This is a genomic window from Isoptericola sp. S6320L (assembly GCF_023015685.1).
Lineage (GTDB): Bacteria > Actinomycetota > Actinomycetes > Actinomycetales > Cellulomonadaceae > Isoptericola > Isoptericola halotolerans_A.
Genome location: NZ_JALKAT010000028.1, coordinates 35,288 through 49,707, shown reverse-complemented (window position 1 = coordinate 49,707; position 14,420 = coordinate 35,288). Strand labels below are relative to the sequence as shown.

At 72.4% G+C, this 14,420-nt stretch carries 11 protein-coding genes and 1 tRNA gene; 8 read left to right on the top strand and 4 right to left on the bottom strand.

Annotation, left to right across the window (positions count from 1 at the left end; genetic code table 11):
* Window positions 1-80: 80 nt before the first annotated feature.
* Window positions 81-1,244 (bottom strand): xylose isomerase, encoded by a 1,164-nt coding sequence (gene xylA, locus MWU57_RS13940; RefSeq protein ID WP_106267490.1) that lies wholly within the window; start codon window positions 1,242-1,244, stop codon window positions 81-83.
* A 91-nt stretch (window positions 1,245-1,335) separates the two neighbouring features.
* On the opposite strand from xylA, the gene MWU57_RS13935 reads away from it, so the two are divergent.
* From MWU57_RS13935 to MWU57_RS13920, 4 genes are all read left to right on the top strand, one after another.
* Window positions 1,336-2,577 carry an ROK family transcriptional regulator gene (locus tag MWU57_RS13935; RefSeq protein WP_246909847.1) on the top strand — a complete coding sequence of 414 codons (1,242 nt, stop codon included), beginning with the start codon at window positions 1,336-1,338 and terminating at the stop codon, window positions 2,575-2,577.
* A 176-nt stretch (window positions 2,578-2,753) separates the two neighbouring features.
* Window positions 2,754-2,826: transfer RNA gene (locus MWU57_RS13930), tRNA-Arg, on the top strand.
* Window positions 2,827-3,056: 230 nt separating this feature from the next.
* Entirely contained in the window at window positions 3,057-5,204 is a 2,148-nt protein-coding gene (locus tag MWU57_RS13925; RefSeq protein ID WP_246909843.1) for a DEAD/DEAH box helicase, read from the top strand.
* Window positions 5,205-5,287: 83 nt separating this feature from the next.
* The gene (locus MWU57_RS13920; RefSeq protein ID WP_246909840.1) at window positions 5,288-5,806 is read left to right on the top strand and encodes a DinB family protein; all 519 of its coding nucleotides are present in this window, start codon (window positions 5,288-5,290) and stop codon (window positions 5,804-5,806) included.
* Between the two features lie 15 nt (window positions 5,807-5,821).
* Here MWU57_RS13920 and MWU57_RS13915 read toward each other — a convergent pair whose 3' ends face one another.
* Both MWU57_RS13915 and MWU57_RS13910 read right to left on the bottom strand, forming a co-directional pair.
* Window positions 5,822-7,633: a glycoside hydrolase family 2 protein gene (locus tag MWU57_RS13915; RefSeq protein WP_246909838.1), complete on the bottom strand. Its 1,812-nt coding sequence runs from the start codon at window positions 7,631-7,633 to the stop codon at window positions 5,822-5,824.
* A gap of 41 nt (window positions 7,634-7,674) precedes the next feature.
* Window positions 7,675-8,685 carry a LacI family DNA-binding transcriptional regulator gene (locus MWU57_RS13910; RefSeq protein WP_246909836.1) on the bottom strand — a complete coding sequence of 337 codons (1,011 nt, stop codon included), beginning with the start codon at window positions 8,683-8,685 and terminating at the stop codon, window positions 7,675-7,677.
* Window positions 8,686-8,844: 159 nt separating this feature from the next.
* On the opposite strand from MWU57_RS13910, the gene MWU57_RS13905 reads away from it, so the two are divergent.
* The 4 genes from MWU57_RS13905 (at window position 8,845) to MWU57_RS13890 (ending at window position 13,084) form a co-directional block, all read left to right on the top strand.
* A complete protein-coding gene (locus MWU57_RS13905; protein WP_246909834.1) occupies window positions 8,845-10,161 on the top strand; it encodes an ABC transporter substrate-binding protein in 1,317 nt (438 codons plus the stop codon).
* A 3-nt stretch (window positions 10,162-10,164) separates the two neighbouring features.
* Window positions 10,165-11,151: a carbohydrate ABC transporter permease gene (locus MWU57_RS13900; RefSeq protein WP_106267503.1), complete on the top strand. Its 987-nt coding sequence runs from the start codon at window positions 10,165-10,167 to the stop codon at window positions 11,149-11,151.
* Window positions 11,148-12,041, top strand: coding sequence for a carbohydrate ABC transporter permease (locus MWU57_RS13895; protein ID WP_246909832.1), 894 nt, complete (start codon window positions 11,148-11,150; stop codon window positions 12,039-12,041). Before MWU57_RS13900 ends, MWU57_RS13895 begins: the two co-directional genes overlap by 4 nt.
* A 71-nt stretch (window positions 12,042-12,112) precedes the next feature.
* Window positions 12,113-13,084 (top strand): glycoside hydrolase family 43 protein, encoded by a 972-nt coding sequence (locus MWU57_RS13890; protein ID WP_246909830.1) that lies wholly within the window; start codon window positions 12,113-12,115, stop codon window positions 13,082-13,084.
* Between the two features lie 110 nt (window positions 13,085-13,194).
* Here the strand turns inward: MWU57_RS13890 and MWU57_RS13885 are convergent, their stop codons facing one another.
* Window positions 13,195-14,385: an MFS transporter gene (locus tag MWU57_RS13885; protein ID WP_281495732.1), complete on the bottom strand. Its 1,191-nt coding sequence runs from the start codon at window positions 14,383-14,385 to the stop codon at window positions 13,195-13,197.
* Window positions 14,386-14,420 lie beyond the last annotated feature (35 nt).

Here is a 14,420-nt window from a genome sequence, read left to right as displayed (position 1 = left end):
GATTTCTGGGCCTGGAAGCCCGGCAAAGCCGGCATTCCGGGCCAGAAATCGCGCCCACAACATCACACAGGTGGTTCGGCTCAGCCGATGAGGTGCTCCAGCGCGAGCTGGTGCAGCCTCACCAGACCGTAGTCGCGCTCGGCCGTGGCGTCGACGTCGATGCCGTCCACGGACTCGTCGGCGAGGAACGCCTCGAACGACTCGCCCGCGCCCAGCGTCGACTCGCCCAGCTCGAAGATGCCGGCGTGCTCGAACGCCGCCTGGACCTTCGGGTCCTCGCGGTAGGCCTTCGCCTTGGCGGCGAGCATGTCGTAGGTGGCCATGTTGGCCTTGGCCGACTCCCACACGCCGTCGAGGTGCTCGGTGCGGCTCGGCTTGTAGTCGAAGTGCCGCGGGCCCTCGTAGCGGGGGCCGCCATTGGGGAACCCGTTCTCCAGCAGGTCCACGGTGAAGAACGCCGACAGCAGGTCGCCGTGGCCGAACACGAGGTCCTGGTCGTAGCGCGGGCCGTGCTGGCCGTTGAGGTCGATGTGGAACAGCTTGCCGCAGTACAGCGCCAGCGCGAGGCCGTGCGTGTAGTTGAGGCCCGCCATCTGCTCGTGCCCGGTCTCCGGGTTGAGGCCCACGATGTCGCCGTTGTCGAGCGTGTTGATCAGCGCGATGGCGTGCCCGATGGTCGGCAGGAAGATGTCGCCGCGGGGCTCGTTCGGCTTCGGCTCGAGGCCGATGCGCAGGTCGTAGCCCTTCGACTTGATGTAGGCGGCGACGGTGTCGATGCCCTCGGCGTAGCGGGCGTGCGCGGAGGCGAGGTCCTTCGAGTTGTCGTACTCGGTGCCCTCGCGACCGCCCCACATGACGAACGTGGAGGCGCCCATCTCGGCGGCGTTGTCGACGCTGCGCAGCACCTTCTTGAGCCCGAAACGGCGCACGTCGCGGTTGTTCGAGGTGAACGCACCGTCCTTGAAGATCGGGTGCGAGAACGTGTTGGTCGTGACCATCTCGCAGACCAGCCCGGACTCCTGGGCGGCCTTCTTGACGCTGTCGATGCCTGCCTGGCGGTCCGCCTCGGAGGCGCCGAAGGGGAAGACGTCGTTGTCGTGGTAAGTGAAGCCCCACGCGCCGAGGTCCGCGAGCTTGCGGACCGACTCGGCCGGGTCCAGCTCGGGACGCGTCGCGGTGCCGAAGGGGTCGTTCGCCGGCCAGCCCACGGTCCACAGGCCGAACGAGTACTTGATGTCGCTCACGGGTTCTCCTCGTCGAGTTGGGTGCCGGGCGACGCCGCGGCGGTTTGTTGTACGGCTGAACTATTGCCGGTCGTTGGTCTAGAGTCAAGACGTGACCGCCGAGCCGACGACGACGCAGCGCACCACCGGTGCGCCCCCGGGCGGCAGCAGCGCCTCCCGCCAGCACACGCTGCGCGAGCGCAACCTCCGCCTCGTGGCCAAGGCGATCTACGACGCCGCCGCCGGGACGTCCGGACCGCCGGACGCCGTCCCACCGTCCCGCGCCGACGTCGCCGCCGCCACCGGGCTGACCCGCGCCACCGTCTCCACGCTCGTCGACCACCTCGTGGCCGCCCGCCTCATCACCGAGCTCCCGCCCGCCGCCGCTCAGCGCGCGGGGCGCCCCGCCGTGCCGCTCGTGCCGGCCGCGCGGACCGTCGTCGGCCTCGGGCTGGAGGTGAACGTCGACTACCTGGGCGTGCGTGCCCTCGACCTGGCCGGGCAGACCGTCGCCGACGTCGTCGAGCAGGGCGCCTTCCACGACTCCGAGCCCGCGACGGTGCTCGGCCGGCTCGGCACGCTCGCCGCCGAGGTCGTCGAGCTGCTCCAGTCCGACGGCATGCGGGTCGCCGGTGCCCGGCTCGCGCTGCCCGGCCTCGTCGACGTCCGGACCGGTGAGCTCGAGGTCGCACCCAACCTCGGGTGGTCGTCGCTCGACCCCGTGCCGCTCCTGAGCCTCGCAAGCCTCCCCGTGCACGTCGCCAACGAGGCCAAGCTCGCCGCGCTCGCCGAGCTCGCCGGCGAGGTGCCCGACTCGTTCCTCTACGTCTCCGGCGACGTCGGCATCGGTGCCGGCATCGTCGTCGACCGCGGACTCTTCCTCGCCGAGCGGGGCTGGAACGGCGAGGTGGGCCACGTCGTCGTCGACCCCGCCGGTCCGCGCTGCTCCTGCGGCGCGCACGGCTGCCTCGAGCAGTACGCCGGCAAGGAGGAGGTCCTGCGCGCCGCCGGGCTGCCGCTCGACGCCCCGCTCCGGGCGCTCGTCGCCGCGCTCGAGGCCGACGACGACGGCGCACGCGCGGCGCTGCACCGCGCCGGCCGGGCGCTGGGGTCGGCGCTCGCGGACTTCGTGAACCTCACCGGGGTGTCCACCGTCGTGCTCGGCGGCGTGTACGCCGAGCTCGAGCCGTGGCTCCGCGACGACGTCGTCGCGGTGCTGCGCGAGCGGGTGCTGGCCGCGCCCTTCGCGGAGCCGGACGTGCGGGCCGCCCGGGCGGGTCAGCACGCCGCGCTGACCGGGGGAGCGCGCGAGGTGCTGCGCGAGGTCGTGGCCGACCCGGCGGCGTGGGTGTGACTCGCGAGAGCCGGCCGACGACGATGTGGGCCCCGTCCGCGGCGAGTCCGCCGGGACGGCAGCCCACCGGACTGTCGTTGCCTCGGCGGTGCCGCCATGCACGCTAGGCTGTGGGGCGACCCGGGCCGTGTGCCTCGTGCTCGGCGCCGGGTCACCATCGTCCGAGGACGCTGGGAGCGCCTGTAGCTCAGGGGATAGAGCACCGCTCTCCTAAAGCGGGTGTCGGCAGTTCGAATCTGCCCAGGCGCACAGGGTGTCAAGGTCACAGGCAGCCTTGGCGACGTGGCTCTCCCCGGGCCGCGACCGTGCTCGCGGTGATGCGTCGAAAGGTCCGACGGCGTCTCGCCGTCGGCCCGAGGCCCACCGGCGTCGCCGCTGGGGAACCGGCGTGGCGACGCCGTGCCCGACTCGTCGGCGCGAGCACGCGTGGACACCCGCGCCGCGTCGTGGCCGAGGTGCAGGTCAGCGAAGGAGTGCATGTGGCAAGACCAGGCCGACGTCGGTCCGGCGGAGCGCGTCCTGACGGCGGCGCTCAGCGGCGCCGTGCTCCCCGTCCTGCCGAGCGGGGCCTCATCCCCGTGCTCGCCGACATCGCTCGCGACGTCGACAACGCGGTGAAGCGACCTCCCACCCGCCCGGTCGTCCGGACGAAGTTCCAGGTGGTGGCGCTGCTCGTGCGTGAGGAGCGGGCCCGCGTGAAGGCCGATGGTGTGCTGACCGCGGCGAAGCGGGACCAGGAGCTCAAGCGGCTCGACGGGGTGGCGACGATGCTGGCGAAGATCGCCGCGCGCGACACCTCGCTGCTCGAGCTGCTCGCGGACGATGCTCGGGTCTCCGACGCGGCGCGCGAGTACCGGGCCAGCGTGATGCGCGCGGGCGGGATCGAGCCCCCCGAGGAAGACCCGGAGCCGCCCGCCCCCGCCGCGCCGCCGCCCGGCGCCGAGAAGCGAGTGGTGCCCCAGTCGGCGATCTCGCAGCGGCTGGCCAACCCCTTCCTCGCACCGGACTTCGAGGCGGCGGCAGAGCGCGCCCCCGCGCGTCCCCGCCGGCTGGCCGGGTGGGAGCTGCTCGAACCCCTCTTCCGATCGTTCGAAAGGGCGTCCCCCGGCACGCCCTCCTGCATGGCGCTGCCCGACCCGGCCTCCGTACCGGTTCCCCACGGCCGCGCCCTCATGCCGCACCAGGCCCAGGTCGTCGCCGCGACGGCGCGCGGGCACCGCACGTTCCTGCTCGCGGACGAGCCCGGGCTCGGCAAGACCGCCCAGGCGCTCCTCGCGGCGCAGGCGGCGGACGCCTTCCCGCTGCTGGTCGTCGCGCCCAACGTGGTCAAGACGAACTGGGCCCACGAGGTCGAGCTGTGGACGCCGCAGCGGCGAGCGACGGTCGTCCACGGTGACGGTGATCGGGTCGACGCCTTCGCGGACGTCGTGATCGTGAACTACGACATCCTGAACCGGCACGTCGGCTGGCTCGGAGAGCTCGGCTTCCGCGGGATGGTCGTCGACGAGGCCCACTTCATCAAGAACAAGACCTCCCAGCGGTCGCAGCACGTCCTCGCGCTCTCCGAGCGGATCCGTGAGCGCACCGCCCGGCCGCTCCTGATGGCCCTCACCGGCACCCCGCTGATCAACGACGTCGAGGACTTCCGGGCGATCTGGCAGTTCCTCGGCTGGATCGACGACACGAAGCCGATCGGCGGGCTGATGGCTGCCCTGGAGGAGACCGGCCTGACCCCGGCGGACCGGGGGTTCTACGCCTCGGCCCGGGCCACCGTCATCGACGAGGGCATCGTGCGTCGTCGGAAGGCCGACGTGGCGGCGAACATCCCCGCCCGTCGGGTGGCGGACCTGCCGGTCGAGCTCGAGGGCGCCGTCGGCCGCTCGGTCCGGGCGGCCGAGACCGCGCTCCAGCAGCGGCTCGTCGAGCGCTACCGGGCTGCCGTGGCCGCCCGCCCCGACGACGTCGCCGTGGAGGGCATCGACATCGAGCTCGCCCGGCGCGTCGCGGCGGCCGAGCTCAAGGACTCGAGCCCCCAGGCCCGCGGCGAGAACGTGTTCACGATGGTCCGCCGGATCGGCCAGGCCAAGGCCGGGCTGGCCGCCGACTACGCCGCGCAGCTGGCCCGCAACGTCGGCAAGGTGGTGTTCTTCGCCAAGCACGTCGACGTGATGGACCAGGCCGAGCAGACCTTCACCGACCGCGGCATCCGGTTTGCCTCGATCCGTGGCGACCAGACGCCCACGGTGCGCGAGAAGAACGTCGCGGCGTTCACGGGCGACCCCGACGTGTCGATCGCCGTGTGCTCCCTGATGGCCGCCGGCGTGGGGCTCAACCTCCAGGTCGCCTCCAACCTCGTGCTGGCGGAGCTGTCCTGGACCGACGCCGAGCAGACCCAGGCCATCGACCGGATCCACCGGATCGGCCAGGCCGAACCCGTCACCGCATGGCGGATCATCGCTGCGCAGACCATCGACTCCAAGATCGCCGAGCTGATCGACAGCAAGTCAGGGCTGGCCGCCCGGGCGCTGGACGGGGCGGCGGACGAGGACATCCCGTCGTCCACGGACGTCCAGCTCGAAGCGCTGGTCGGGCTGCTCACCGACGCGCTCGCCGCGGGCGTGGACTGAGCCCCCGGACGACCACCGGGCGCTCTCACGCGGGCCACGGCGGTGAGGGCGGGGGGCGCGCACGGTCGCCGTACGCTGCACCCATGCCGCTCTCCGCCGTCGAACCACGCCGCGACTCACCCGACCCGAAGGCGCAGTTCGTCGCCTACCTCGACTACTACCGCGCCGCCGTCGAACGGAAGCTCGACGGGCTCACCGAGGCCGAGCTGCGCACCAGCAGGCTCCCGTCCGGCTGGACCCCGCTGGAGCTGCTGATCCACCTGGTCCACATGGAGCGCCGCTGGTTCGTGTGGGGCTTCCTCGGCGAGCGGGTCGACGAGCCGTGGGGCGACCATGCCGGCGGCGCCTCCGACGGTCCCTGGCGGGTGCCCGACGGCGTCACGCGCGACGAGCTGGTCGCCGCGCTGCACGCGGGCGGCGAGCGCACACGGCTGGTCCTCGCCGAGCACGACCTCGCCGCACGGGGCGCCGTCGGGGGCCGGTTCGACGACGACCCCCCGACGCTGAGCTGGATCTGCTTCCACGTGCTCCAGGAGTACGCGCGGCACGCCGGGCACCTCGACGTCTCGCGCGAGCTGCACGACGGCGCCACGGGCGAGTAGTCGGGCAGCGGCAGGTCAGCGGGCGGGCGCACCCCGGACGATCGAGCGGATGGTCTCGACGGGCAGCTTGGGCTTGCGGTGCTCGTCCGTGAGCCCGTTGGCCTCCTGCAACGTGTCCGTGAGCTGGGTGTAGCAGACGCCGGCCAGGACGGGGCTCGCGTGGAGGGCGTCGAACAGCGCACGCACGCGTGCCTCGAAGTCCTCGGGCGAGCTCGCCACCGAGTAGCCCCACGTGTCGATGTCCGCGTCCGGCGCCCAGGTGACGCCGCCGAACTCCGTGACCATCACCGGCTTGCCCTCTGCCGCGCAGGGCAGCAGCGTGACCCGCCGGCCGGCCGGGCCGACGGACCCGGGCAGCGCGTCCAGGGCCTCGCGGGTCGCGTACCGCGGCTCGAGCACCGCTCGTTCGGCGGCGTAGTCGTGGAGCGTGAGCAGGTCGGACTCGGTGTGCTCCCAGCCGTCGTTGGAGATGACGGGTCGGGTCGGGTCGAGAGCCTTGGTCAGGTGGTAGAGCGCGCGGGTGAGGTGCTGCTGCGCCGGGTCGTGCGCGATGTGCTGCACGCCCCAGCTCTCGTTGACGGGCACCCACGTGACGATGCAGGGGTGCGACCGGTCGCGCAGCACCAGGTCGGTCCACTCGCGCACGGTGCGCTCGACCGCCCGCGGCGTGAAGGCGAACGGGGCGGCGACCTCACCCCAGACGAGGAGGCCGAGCCGGTCCGCCCAGTAGAGGAACCGCGGGTCCTCGGCCTTCTGGTGCACGCGGGCCGCGTTGAACCCGAGGTCCTTGATGAGCTGCACCTCGTCACGGAGCGCCTGCGCGCTCGGGGCCGCGAGGTGCGACTCCGGCCAGTACCCCTGCTCGAGCACGGACCGCACGTAGTACGGCCGGTCGTTGAGCAGGAACTTCCCGTCCGCCTCCCCGGTCGAGCGCAGCCCGAGGTAGGAGGTGACGTCGTCGAGCAGCGCGCCGTCGGGTCCCGTGACGGTCACCCGGGCGTCGAGCAGGGTGGGTCGTTCAGGGCTCCAGAGCAGCTCCTCGTACGCCTGGCCGTTGGTCTGCCGGTGCAGCGGGACCGTGAGTGAGACCTCGGCGTCGTCGATCCGGATCTCCTGGCGGGCGAGCGTCTCCTCGCCGGCGGTGATCTCCACGGCGAGCCGGGTGCCCCGCTCCGGACGGTGCGCGAGGAGCGCGCCGAGCTCGACGGCGCCACCCGGCACGTCGGGGCGCCAGTCGAGGCGGACGACGGCGGTACGCGGCACGGCCTCGAGCCACACCGGCTGCCAGATGCCGGTGGTGCGGTGGTACCAGATGCTGTGCGGCTCGTCGCGCCAGTCCTGCTTGCCGCGGGGCTGCGTCACGTCGCGGGGGTCGTCGTAGGCCCGGACCACGAGCGTGAACGCGCCCCGCTGCACGATCTCGGCAGGCACCTCCAGGGTGAACGGGGTCTGCCCGCCGGTGTGGGCGCCGAGCAGGTGGCCGTCGGCCCACACCTGCGCGTCGTGGTCGACGGCGCCGAAGTGGATCACCAGAGCGTCGCCCTGCGTGCCGAGACCGGCGGTGGCGACGTCGTCGGCGGTGACGGTGCGCCGGTACCAGACGACGTCGTAGGGGCTGGTGTCGCCGATCCCGGACAGCGGCGACTCGGGGGGGTACGGCACCTGGATGCGGCGGGGGAGCGCGGTGCCGCCGGCTCGGCGTGCGGGGGCGTCGTCGTCGCCGATCGCGAACTCCCACTCGCCCGACAGGTCGTGCCATCGGGGTCGTGCGAGCTGGGGTCGTGGGTAGGTGCCGTCGTCGGTGCTCGTCGTCGAGGTCTCACGCATGGCAAGAGCATGGACCATGAATACAGCGCTGTAAAGCGCCGTCAGGCGCCCGGGGCCGACTCCCGCACCTGCAAGGTGTGCGGGACCACCCGGTGCCGGCCCACGCCCGTGGTGCCCTGCATCCGCTCCAGCAGCAGCTCGAACGCCACGCGCGCGAGCTCGTGCTTGTCCGGGGCCAGCGAGGTCAGCGGCGGCCAGGCCCACTGCGCCATCGCGGAGTCGTCCCACCCGACGAGCGCGACGTCCCCGGGCACCTCGCGCCCGTGCCGGCGCAGCGCGGTGAGCGCCCCGATCGCGAAGCGGTCGTCGCGGCACACGAGGGCGTCGAACCGGAGTCCTCGCGACAGGGCGTCGTCCACGGCCGCCGCCGCGGCGTCCGAGCCGAACCCGGAGGTGGTGAGCACCAGGCCCGGGTCGAGGGGCACGCCCGCGCCCACGAGCGCCTCCTGGTAGCCGAGCAGGCGGCGGCTGTTCGTCGCCGTGATGTCGCCCTCCACCAGCCCCAGGAAGCCGATCCGGGTGCGCCCCGCGGCGAGCAGGTGGGACGTGGCGTCCGCGGCCCCGCGCACGTTGTCCACCATGACGTGGTCCGTGGTCACCGGGGCCTCGACCTCGCCGAGCAGCACGAGGGGCAGGTCCTGGTGGAACCGCGCGATGTCGAGCGTGGCGATGCGCAGCGGCTGGAAGATGACCCCGTCGACGAGCCCGGCGTCCCGGTCGCGCAGCACGGCCCGCTCGGCCGTCTCGTCGCCGAGCGTCTGCTCGATGATGACGCGGTAGCCGTGGTCGCTCGCGACCTCGGCGACGTGCCGGGCGACCTCGGCGAAGTACGGGTGGTCAATCTCGGGCATGGCCAGCGCGATCATGCCCGTCCTGCCGGTCGCCAGCCGGCGTGCGGTGAGGTTCGGCTTGTAGCCGAGCTCGTCGATGGCCGCCTGCACCCGGGCCCGCGTCGCCGGCTGCACGTGGGCGTAGCCGTTGACCACGTTGGACACCGTCTTCATCGAGACGTTGGCCCGCTCGGCCACGTCGACCAGCCGTACCCGTGCCATGCCGCCTCCCTCGCCCGCCGCCGCTGCCCGCTCGTTGTCGTGATCGTAGTGCCCGCGGGGCCGCCGTCGGGGGCGGGGGTCGACAACCTGCGTTACAGCGCTGTACATTCGTCGCCAGCGCGCAGAGCGCAGGCGTTTTCGACGAGGAGGACGACACTCATGACGAACCACACCGGGCGCGGACGCACCGTCCGCGCCGCAGCCCTCGCCGCCACCGGAGCACTCGCCCTGGCTGCGTGCTCCGGCGGCGGCGACACCCCGGGCCAGCAGCAGGCGGCCGAGTTCACCGGCACCTACGACGGCCCCGAGGTCACGCTCAGCTACTGGAACGGCTTCACCGGCGGCGACGGCCCGTTCATGCAGAGCATGGTGGACGAGTTCAACGCCGAGCACGACAACATCACCGTCGAGTCGAACACGATCGAGTGGGCGGAGTTCTACCAGAAGCTGCCCGCCGCGGTGACCGCCGGCGAGGGACCGGACGTCGGTGTCATGCACATCGAGCAGCTCTCGTCGAACGCCGTGCGCCAGGTGATCGACCCCGTCGACCCGCTCCTGGAGGGCATCGGGCTGACGGCCGACGACTTCACGCAGGAGATCTGGGACGCCACCCAGTACGAGGGGCAGCACTACGGCGTCCCGCTCGACGTCCACTCGCTCGCGATGTACTACAACACCGAGCACTTCGAGGAGGCCGGGATCACCGAGCCGCCGACGGACGCCGAGTCGTTCGGCGCCGCGCTCGACGCGCTGCAGGAGGCCGGGCACGAGCACCCGTTCTGGATGCCCGCCCGGTGGCCCGCCCACCTCATGTTCCTGTCGGGAGTCTGGCAGGGCGGCGGCGAGCCGTACGCCGCCGACGGCGCTAGCGCCACCTTCGACTCCGCCGAGGGCGTCGAGACCCTCGAGTGGATGCGGTCGATCGTCGACGACGGGTACAGCCCGGCCAGCGTCGACGCCGACGCCCAGTACGTGGCGTTCAAGAACGGCGAGACGTCGATCACGTTCGACGGCATCTGGCAGATCAACGACCTGGAGGAGTCGGGCCTGCCGTACGCGGCCGTCCCCGTCCCCGCGCTCCTCGGGGAGCAGGCGACCTGGGCGAGCTCGCACCAGTTCTTCCTGCCGCACCAGAACGACCCGGACGAGGACAAGGTCGCCGCCGCCCAGGTGTTCGTCGCCTGGATGAGCGAGCACTCGGGGGAGTGGGCCGGCGCCGGCATGATCCCCGCCCGGGAGTCCGTGCGGACCAGCGGCGTGCTCGACGGCACGGTGCAGGAGCCCATCGCCGACGCGATCGACACCATGCGGTTCCTCCCGCCGGTCCCCGGCCTCGGGACGATCCAGGCCGAGACCCTCGAGGTCGCGGTGGCCGACGGCGTGCTCGGTGACCGCGCGCCCGACGTCGCCCTCACCGAGGAGGCCGAGCGCGCCACCGCGCTGATGGAAGAGAACCTGGCCAGGTTCGGAGGCTGACGCATGACCGCCACCCTTCCGACGGACGCCCTCGCCACGGCGAGGGCGTCCGCCCGGGGCGCTCGCCGCCGCCGGAGTCCGATCGACCCGGCCCCGGCCACGCCCTGGCTGTTCCTCGCACCCTTCCTCCTGCTGTTCGGGACGTTCGTCCTGCTCCCCGCGGCGCTCGGGGTGTGGATCTCCCTGCACGACTGGGACTACACGTTCCCGAACCACCCGTTCGTCGGGCTCGAGAACTACCAGGCCCTGATCGACCCGTCGTCCACGGCGAGCGGGCCGTTCTGGGAGTCGATGCGCGCGACCGGCATCTTCACGCTGGCCAGCGTCCCGCTGCTGCTGGTGATCCCGCTGCTCGTCGCGATGATGATGAACGCGCGGTTCCCCGGGCGGAACTTCCTGCGGGCCGTCTACTTCGCGCCGTTCGTGCTCGGCGTCGCCGTCGTCTCCGTCCTGTGGCGGTACCTGCTCGACACCAACATCGGGCTGGTCAACCACTACCTCGGCCTCGTCGGGCTGCCCGACGCCACGGCGTGGCTGACGTCCCTGCCCTGGGCCTGGGTCGCGCTGGTGGGGGTCACCGTGTGGTGGACCCTCGGCTTCAACGCCGTCATCTACCTGGCGGCGCTGCAGGACATCCCCGCCGAGCTCTACGAGGCGGCGCACGTCGACGGCGCGAGCGCCTGGCAGCGCTTCTGGGCGGTGACCTTCCCCGGGCTCAAGCCGGTGCTGATGTTCGTCGTCGTCAACACGCTGATCCTGTCGGCCAACATGTTCGGCCAGTCCTACCTGATGACCGAGGGCGGACCCGGCCGGAGCACCCGCACCGCGATCTACCTCATCGCCGACACGGGCCTCAGCTCGTTCCAGATGGGCAGCGCGGCAGCCATGAGCTACATCCTCACCGTCTGCCTGATGATCCTCAGCGCCGCGATCTTCTGGCTCTTCCGGGACAAGGACGCCCGCCGCACAGGAAAGAAGGTGCGCCGATGACCGCCGCTCCTCCCACCGCACCCGCCCCCGACCGCACCGTGCGGGTCGCCGGCCACCGCGCCGGCACCGTCGTCCGACGGCGGGTCGCCCGCTACGTGGCGCTCTACGCCCTCGCGCTCGTCTTCGTCAGCCCGCTGCTGTACATGCTGGTGACGTCGTTCAAGACGCGGGCCGACGCCACCGGCGTCACGCCGAGCTGGATCCCGGACCCGTTCACCACGCAGGCGTTCCAGACGCTCTTCTCCGCGTCGGACACCCCCGTGCTGACCTGGTTCGCGAACTCGATGATCGCGGCCACGGCCAACGCCGTGCTCGTCGTGGCGACGGCGTCGATGGCGGCCTACCCGCTGGCGCGCATGCAGTTCCGCGGCAAGGGCATCGTCTTCGGGCTGGTGGTGGCCATGCTGCTGGTGCCCGGCGTCATCCTCGTCATCCCGAACTACCTCATCGTGTCCGAGATCGGCTGGCTGAACTCCCTGCTCGCGATCATCGTGCCGACGGCGGCCTCCGCGTTCGGCGTCTTCTTCATGCGGCAGTTCTTCGTCAACCTGCCCGTCGAGCTGGAGGAGGCGGCGCTGCTCGACGGCGCCAACCGCTGGGAGGTGTTCGTCAAGATCGTCCTGCCCCTGGCGCGACCGGCCATGGCGACGCTCGCCCTGCTGGCGTTCCTCACCAACTGGAACGACTTCCTGTGGCCCGTGTACGTCCTGTTCAGCCCTGAGACGCGCACCCTGCCCGCGGGCCTGGCGACCCTGCAGGGCGCCAACCAGGTGCGGTACGACCTGCTGATGGCGGGCGCCGTGATCGCGAGCGTGCCCGTCATGGTGCTGTTCTCGTTCCTGCAGCGCTTCATCATCGAGGGGGTCTCGCGGTCGGGGCTCAAGGGGTGACGGCCGGTGCGCGGCGGTCCCGGTCGGTCGGGCGGCCCGGGGCCCGGCGCGGGGCGGCGTGCGGGGCGCTGGTGAGCGCCGTCGTCGTCGGCCTGGCGGCCTGCAGCGGCGGCGCGACGGGCGCCGAGGGCGCCGCCGACGACAGCGGTTCCGCAGCCGCGCCCTGGCGTCCCGAGCCGCTGATCTCCCAGGACTTCCCGGACCCCGACGTGCTCGTCACCGACGACGGGTACGTCGCGTACGCCACCAACGGGCCCCACACCAACGTGCGCGTCGCGACGTCGGACGACCTCGTGACGTGGGAGCAGCACGACGACGCCATGCCGGACCTCCCGCCCTGGGTGATCCCCGGCAGGACCTGGGCTCCGGAGGTCACCCGGGCCGACGACGGCACGTACGTCCTCTACTTCACCGCGGCGAGCGCCGAGCACGGCGTCCAGTGCCTCGGTGCGGCGACGTCGGACGGCCCCCTGGGGCCGTTCGAAGCCGTCGGCGACGGCATGCTCGTCTGCCCGGAGGCCGAGGGCGGTGCGATCGACGCCGCGACCTTCGAGGACGGCGGCACCACCTATCTGCTGTGGAAGAACGACGGCAACTGCTGCGGGCACGACACCTGGATCCAGGCCGCCCCGCTCACGGCGGACGGGCTGTCACTCGCGGGTGACCCTGTCCGCCTGTTCCGCCAGGACCAGGCGTGGGAGGGCGACCTCGTGGAGGCGCCGACGATCGTGCGCCGAGACGGGACCTACCACGCGTTCTACTCGGCGAGCTTCTACGGCGACGACAGTTACGCCGTCGGGCACGCGACCGCGCCGTCGCTGACGGGGCCGTGGACCAAGGACCCCGAGCCGTTGCTCTCGACGGTGGGATCCGGAGGGATGTACCGGGGGCCGGGCGGGCAGGACGTGGTCCCGACGCCGGACGGGGAGATGTTCCTGTTCCACGCGTGGGACGGGGCGTACGTCGAGCGGGAGCTGTACGGGGTGCCGCTGGTGTGGGAGGCCGGCCGGCCGGTCCTCGAGCTCCCCACACCGCCGAGGTAGTGGCGCCCGCCGCGAGGTAGTGCCGGGCGCGCCGAGGTAGTGGCGCCCGCCGCGAGGTAGTACTACTTCGGCCGAGGTAGTACTACCTCGGCGGGGACGGCACTACCTCGTCAGTCGGCCTCGGCGTGGGCGATGTGGTCGAGCTGGCGCCACACCAGCGCGAGGGTGAGCCCGGCGCCGACGAACGCGAACCAGAACGGCGCCGTGATGCCCCACAGGTCGGTCAGGACGCCGCCGAGGGCGTTGCCGACGACGATCCCGCCGAACAGCCCGATGAGGTACACGGACCCGACCCGGCCCTGGTACTCCGTCGGGACGGCCCGCTGGCGCACCGTGTTCGACACCGTCCCCCACACGAAGGTGTAGATGCCGAACACGAACACCGTGGCCATCGCGACCCAGGCCGTCGTGGTCAGCGCGAGCACGAGGTGGAACGCCACCTCCATCGACAGGACCGTCTTCATCAGGGTCGCCAGGGAGAACCGCCGCTCGAGGCGCCCGTAGACCAGCGTCCCGAGCACCCCGCCGACGCCCGTGGCGGTGATCAGCAGGCCGTACCCGACCGGGCCCATCTGCAGCCGGTCGAGCGAGTACAGCACCAGGACGCCCCAGGGGGCGGCCCACGTGGCGTTGAACGAGAAGATGACCAGGGCGAGCGTCCGCACCGGAGGGTGGGTCCAGAGCCAGCGCAGCCCGTCGCGGATCTCCCGGCGCGCCGGGGCCGGGGTCGCCGGGCGGGGCACCGGCGGCAGCGAGATCCGGCTGATGAGCAGGATCGCCAGCAGCACGCACACGACCTGGACCAGGAACGGCCAGGCCATCCCGAGGGCGAAGAGGAACGCCCCGACCGGCGGCCCGGCGAGCTGGTTGCCGGTGAGGAACCCGGCCTGGAGCCGTGCATTGCCCGTGCCGAGGTCGCGCTTGTCCACCAGCATCGGCAGCAGCGTCTGGGAGGTGGTGTCGGCGAACACCTCCGCGACCCCCATGAGCAGCATCGCGGCCAGCACCACGACGACGTTCGCGGCGCCGGTGACGATCGCGGCGCACAGCACGGCGACGACGACGGCGCGCAGCGCGTTCGCGACGATGACGATCCGCCGGCGGTCGACCCGGTCGGCCAGCGCCCCCGCCCACAGCCCGAAGAGGAGCCACGGCAGCCGTTGCAGCATCGCGGCCAGCGCGACCAGCGTGGCGGAGTCGGTCTGGGACGCGACGAGGAGCGGCCCGGCGGCCAGCGCGATGCCGTCGCCGATGTTGCTGGTCCAGCTCGACGCGAGCATCCACCGGAACGGGACACCCATCCGGGCGGGAACGATGGCCTCGAGCACTCTCCTCA

Excerpts from the sequence above, each read along its gene's own strand:
- MWU57_RS13885 (WP_281495732.1), bottom strand. The coding sequence starts at position 14,385 with ATGGGTGTCCCGTTCCGGTGGATGCTCGCGTCGAGCTGGACCAGCAAC.
- MWU57_RS13900 (WP_106267503.1), top strand. The coding sequence starts at position 10,165 with ATGACCGCCACCCTTCCGACGGACGCCCTCGCCACGGCGAGGGCGTCC.
- MWU57_RS13915 (WP_246909838.1), bottom strand. The coding sequence starts at position 7,633 with ATGCGTGAGACCTCGACGACGAGCACCGACGACGGCACCTACCCACGA.
- MWU57_RS13905 (WP_246909834.1), top strand. The coding sequence starts at position 8,845 with ATGACGAACCACACCGGGCGCGGACGCACCGTCCGCGCCGCAGCCCTC.
- MWU57_RS13920 (WP_246909840.1), top strand. The coding sequence starts at position 5,288 with ATGCCGCTCTCCGCCGTCGAACCACGCCGCGACTCACCCGACCCGAAG.
- MWU57_RS13910 (WP_246909836.1), bottom strand. The coding sequence starts at position 8,685 with ATGGCACGGGTACGGCTGGTCGACGTGGCCGAGCGGGCCAACGTCTCG.
- MWU57_RS13895 (WP_246909832.1), top strand. The coding sequence starts at position 11,148 with ATGACCGCCGCTCCTCCCACCGCACCCGCCCCCGACCGCACCGTGCGG.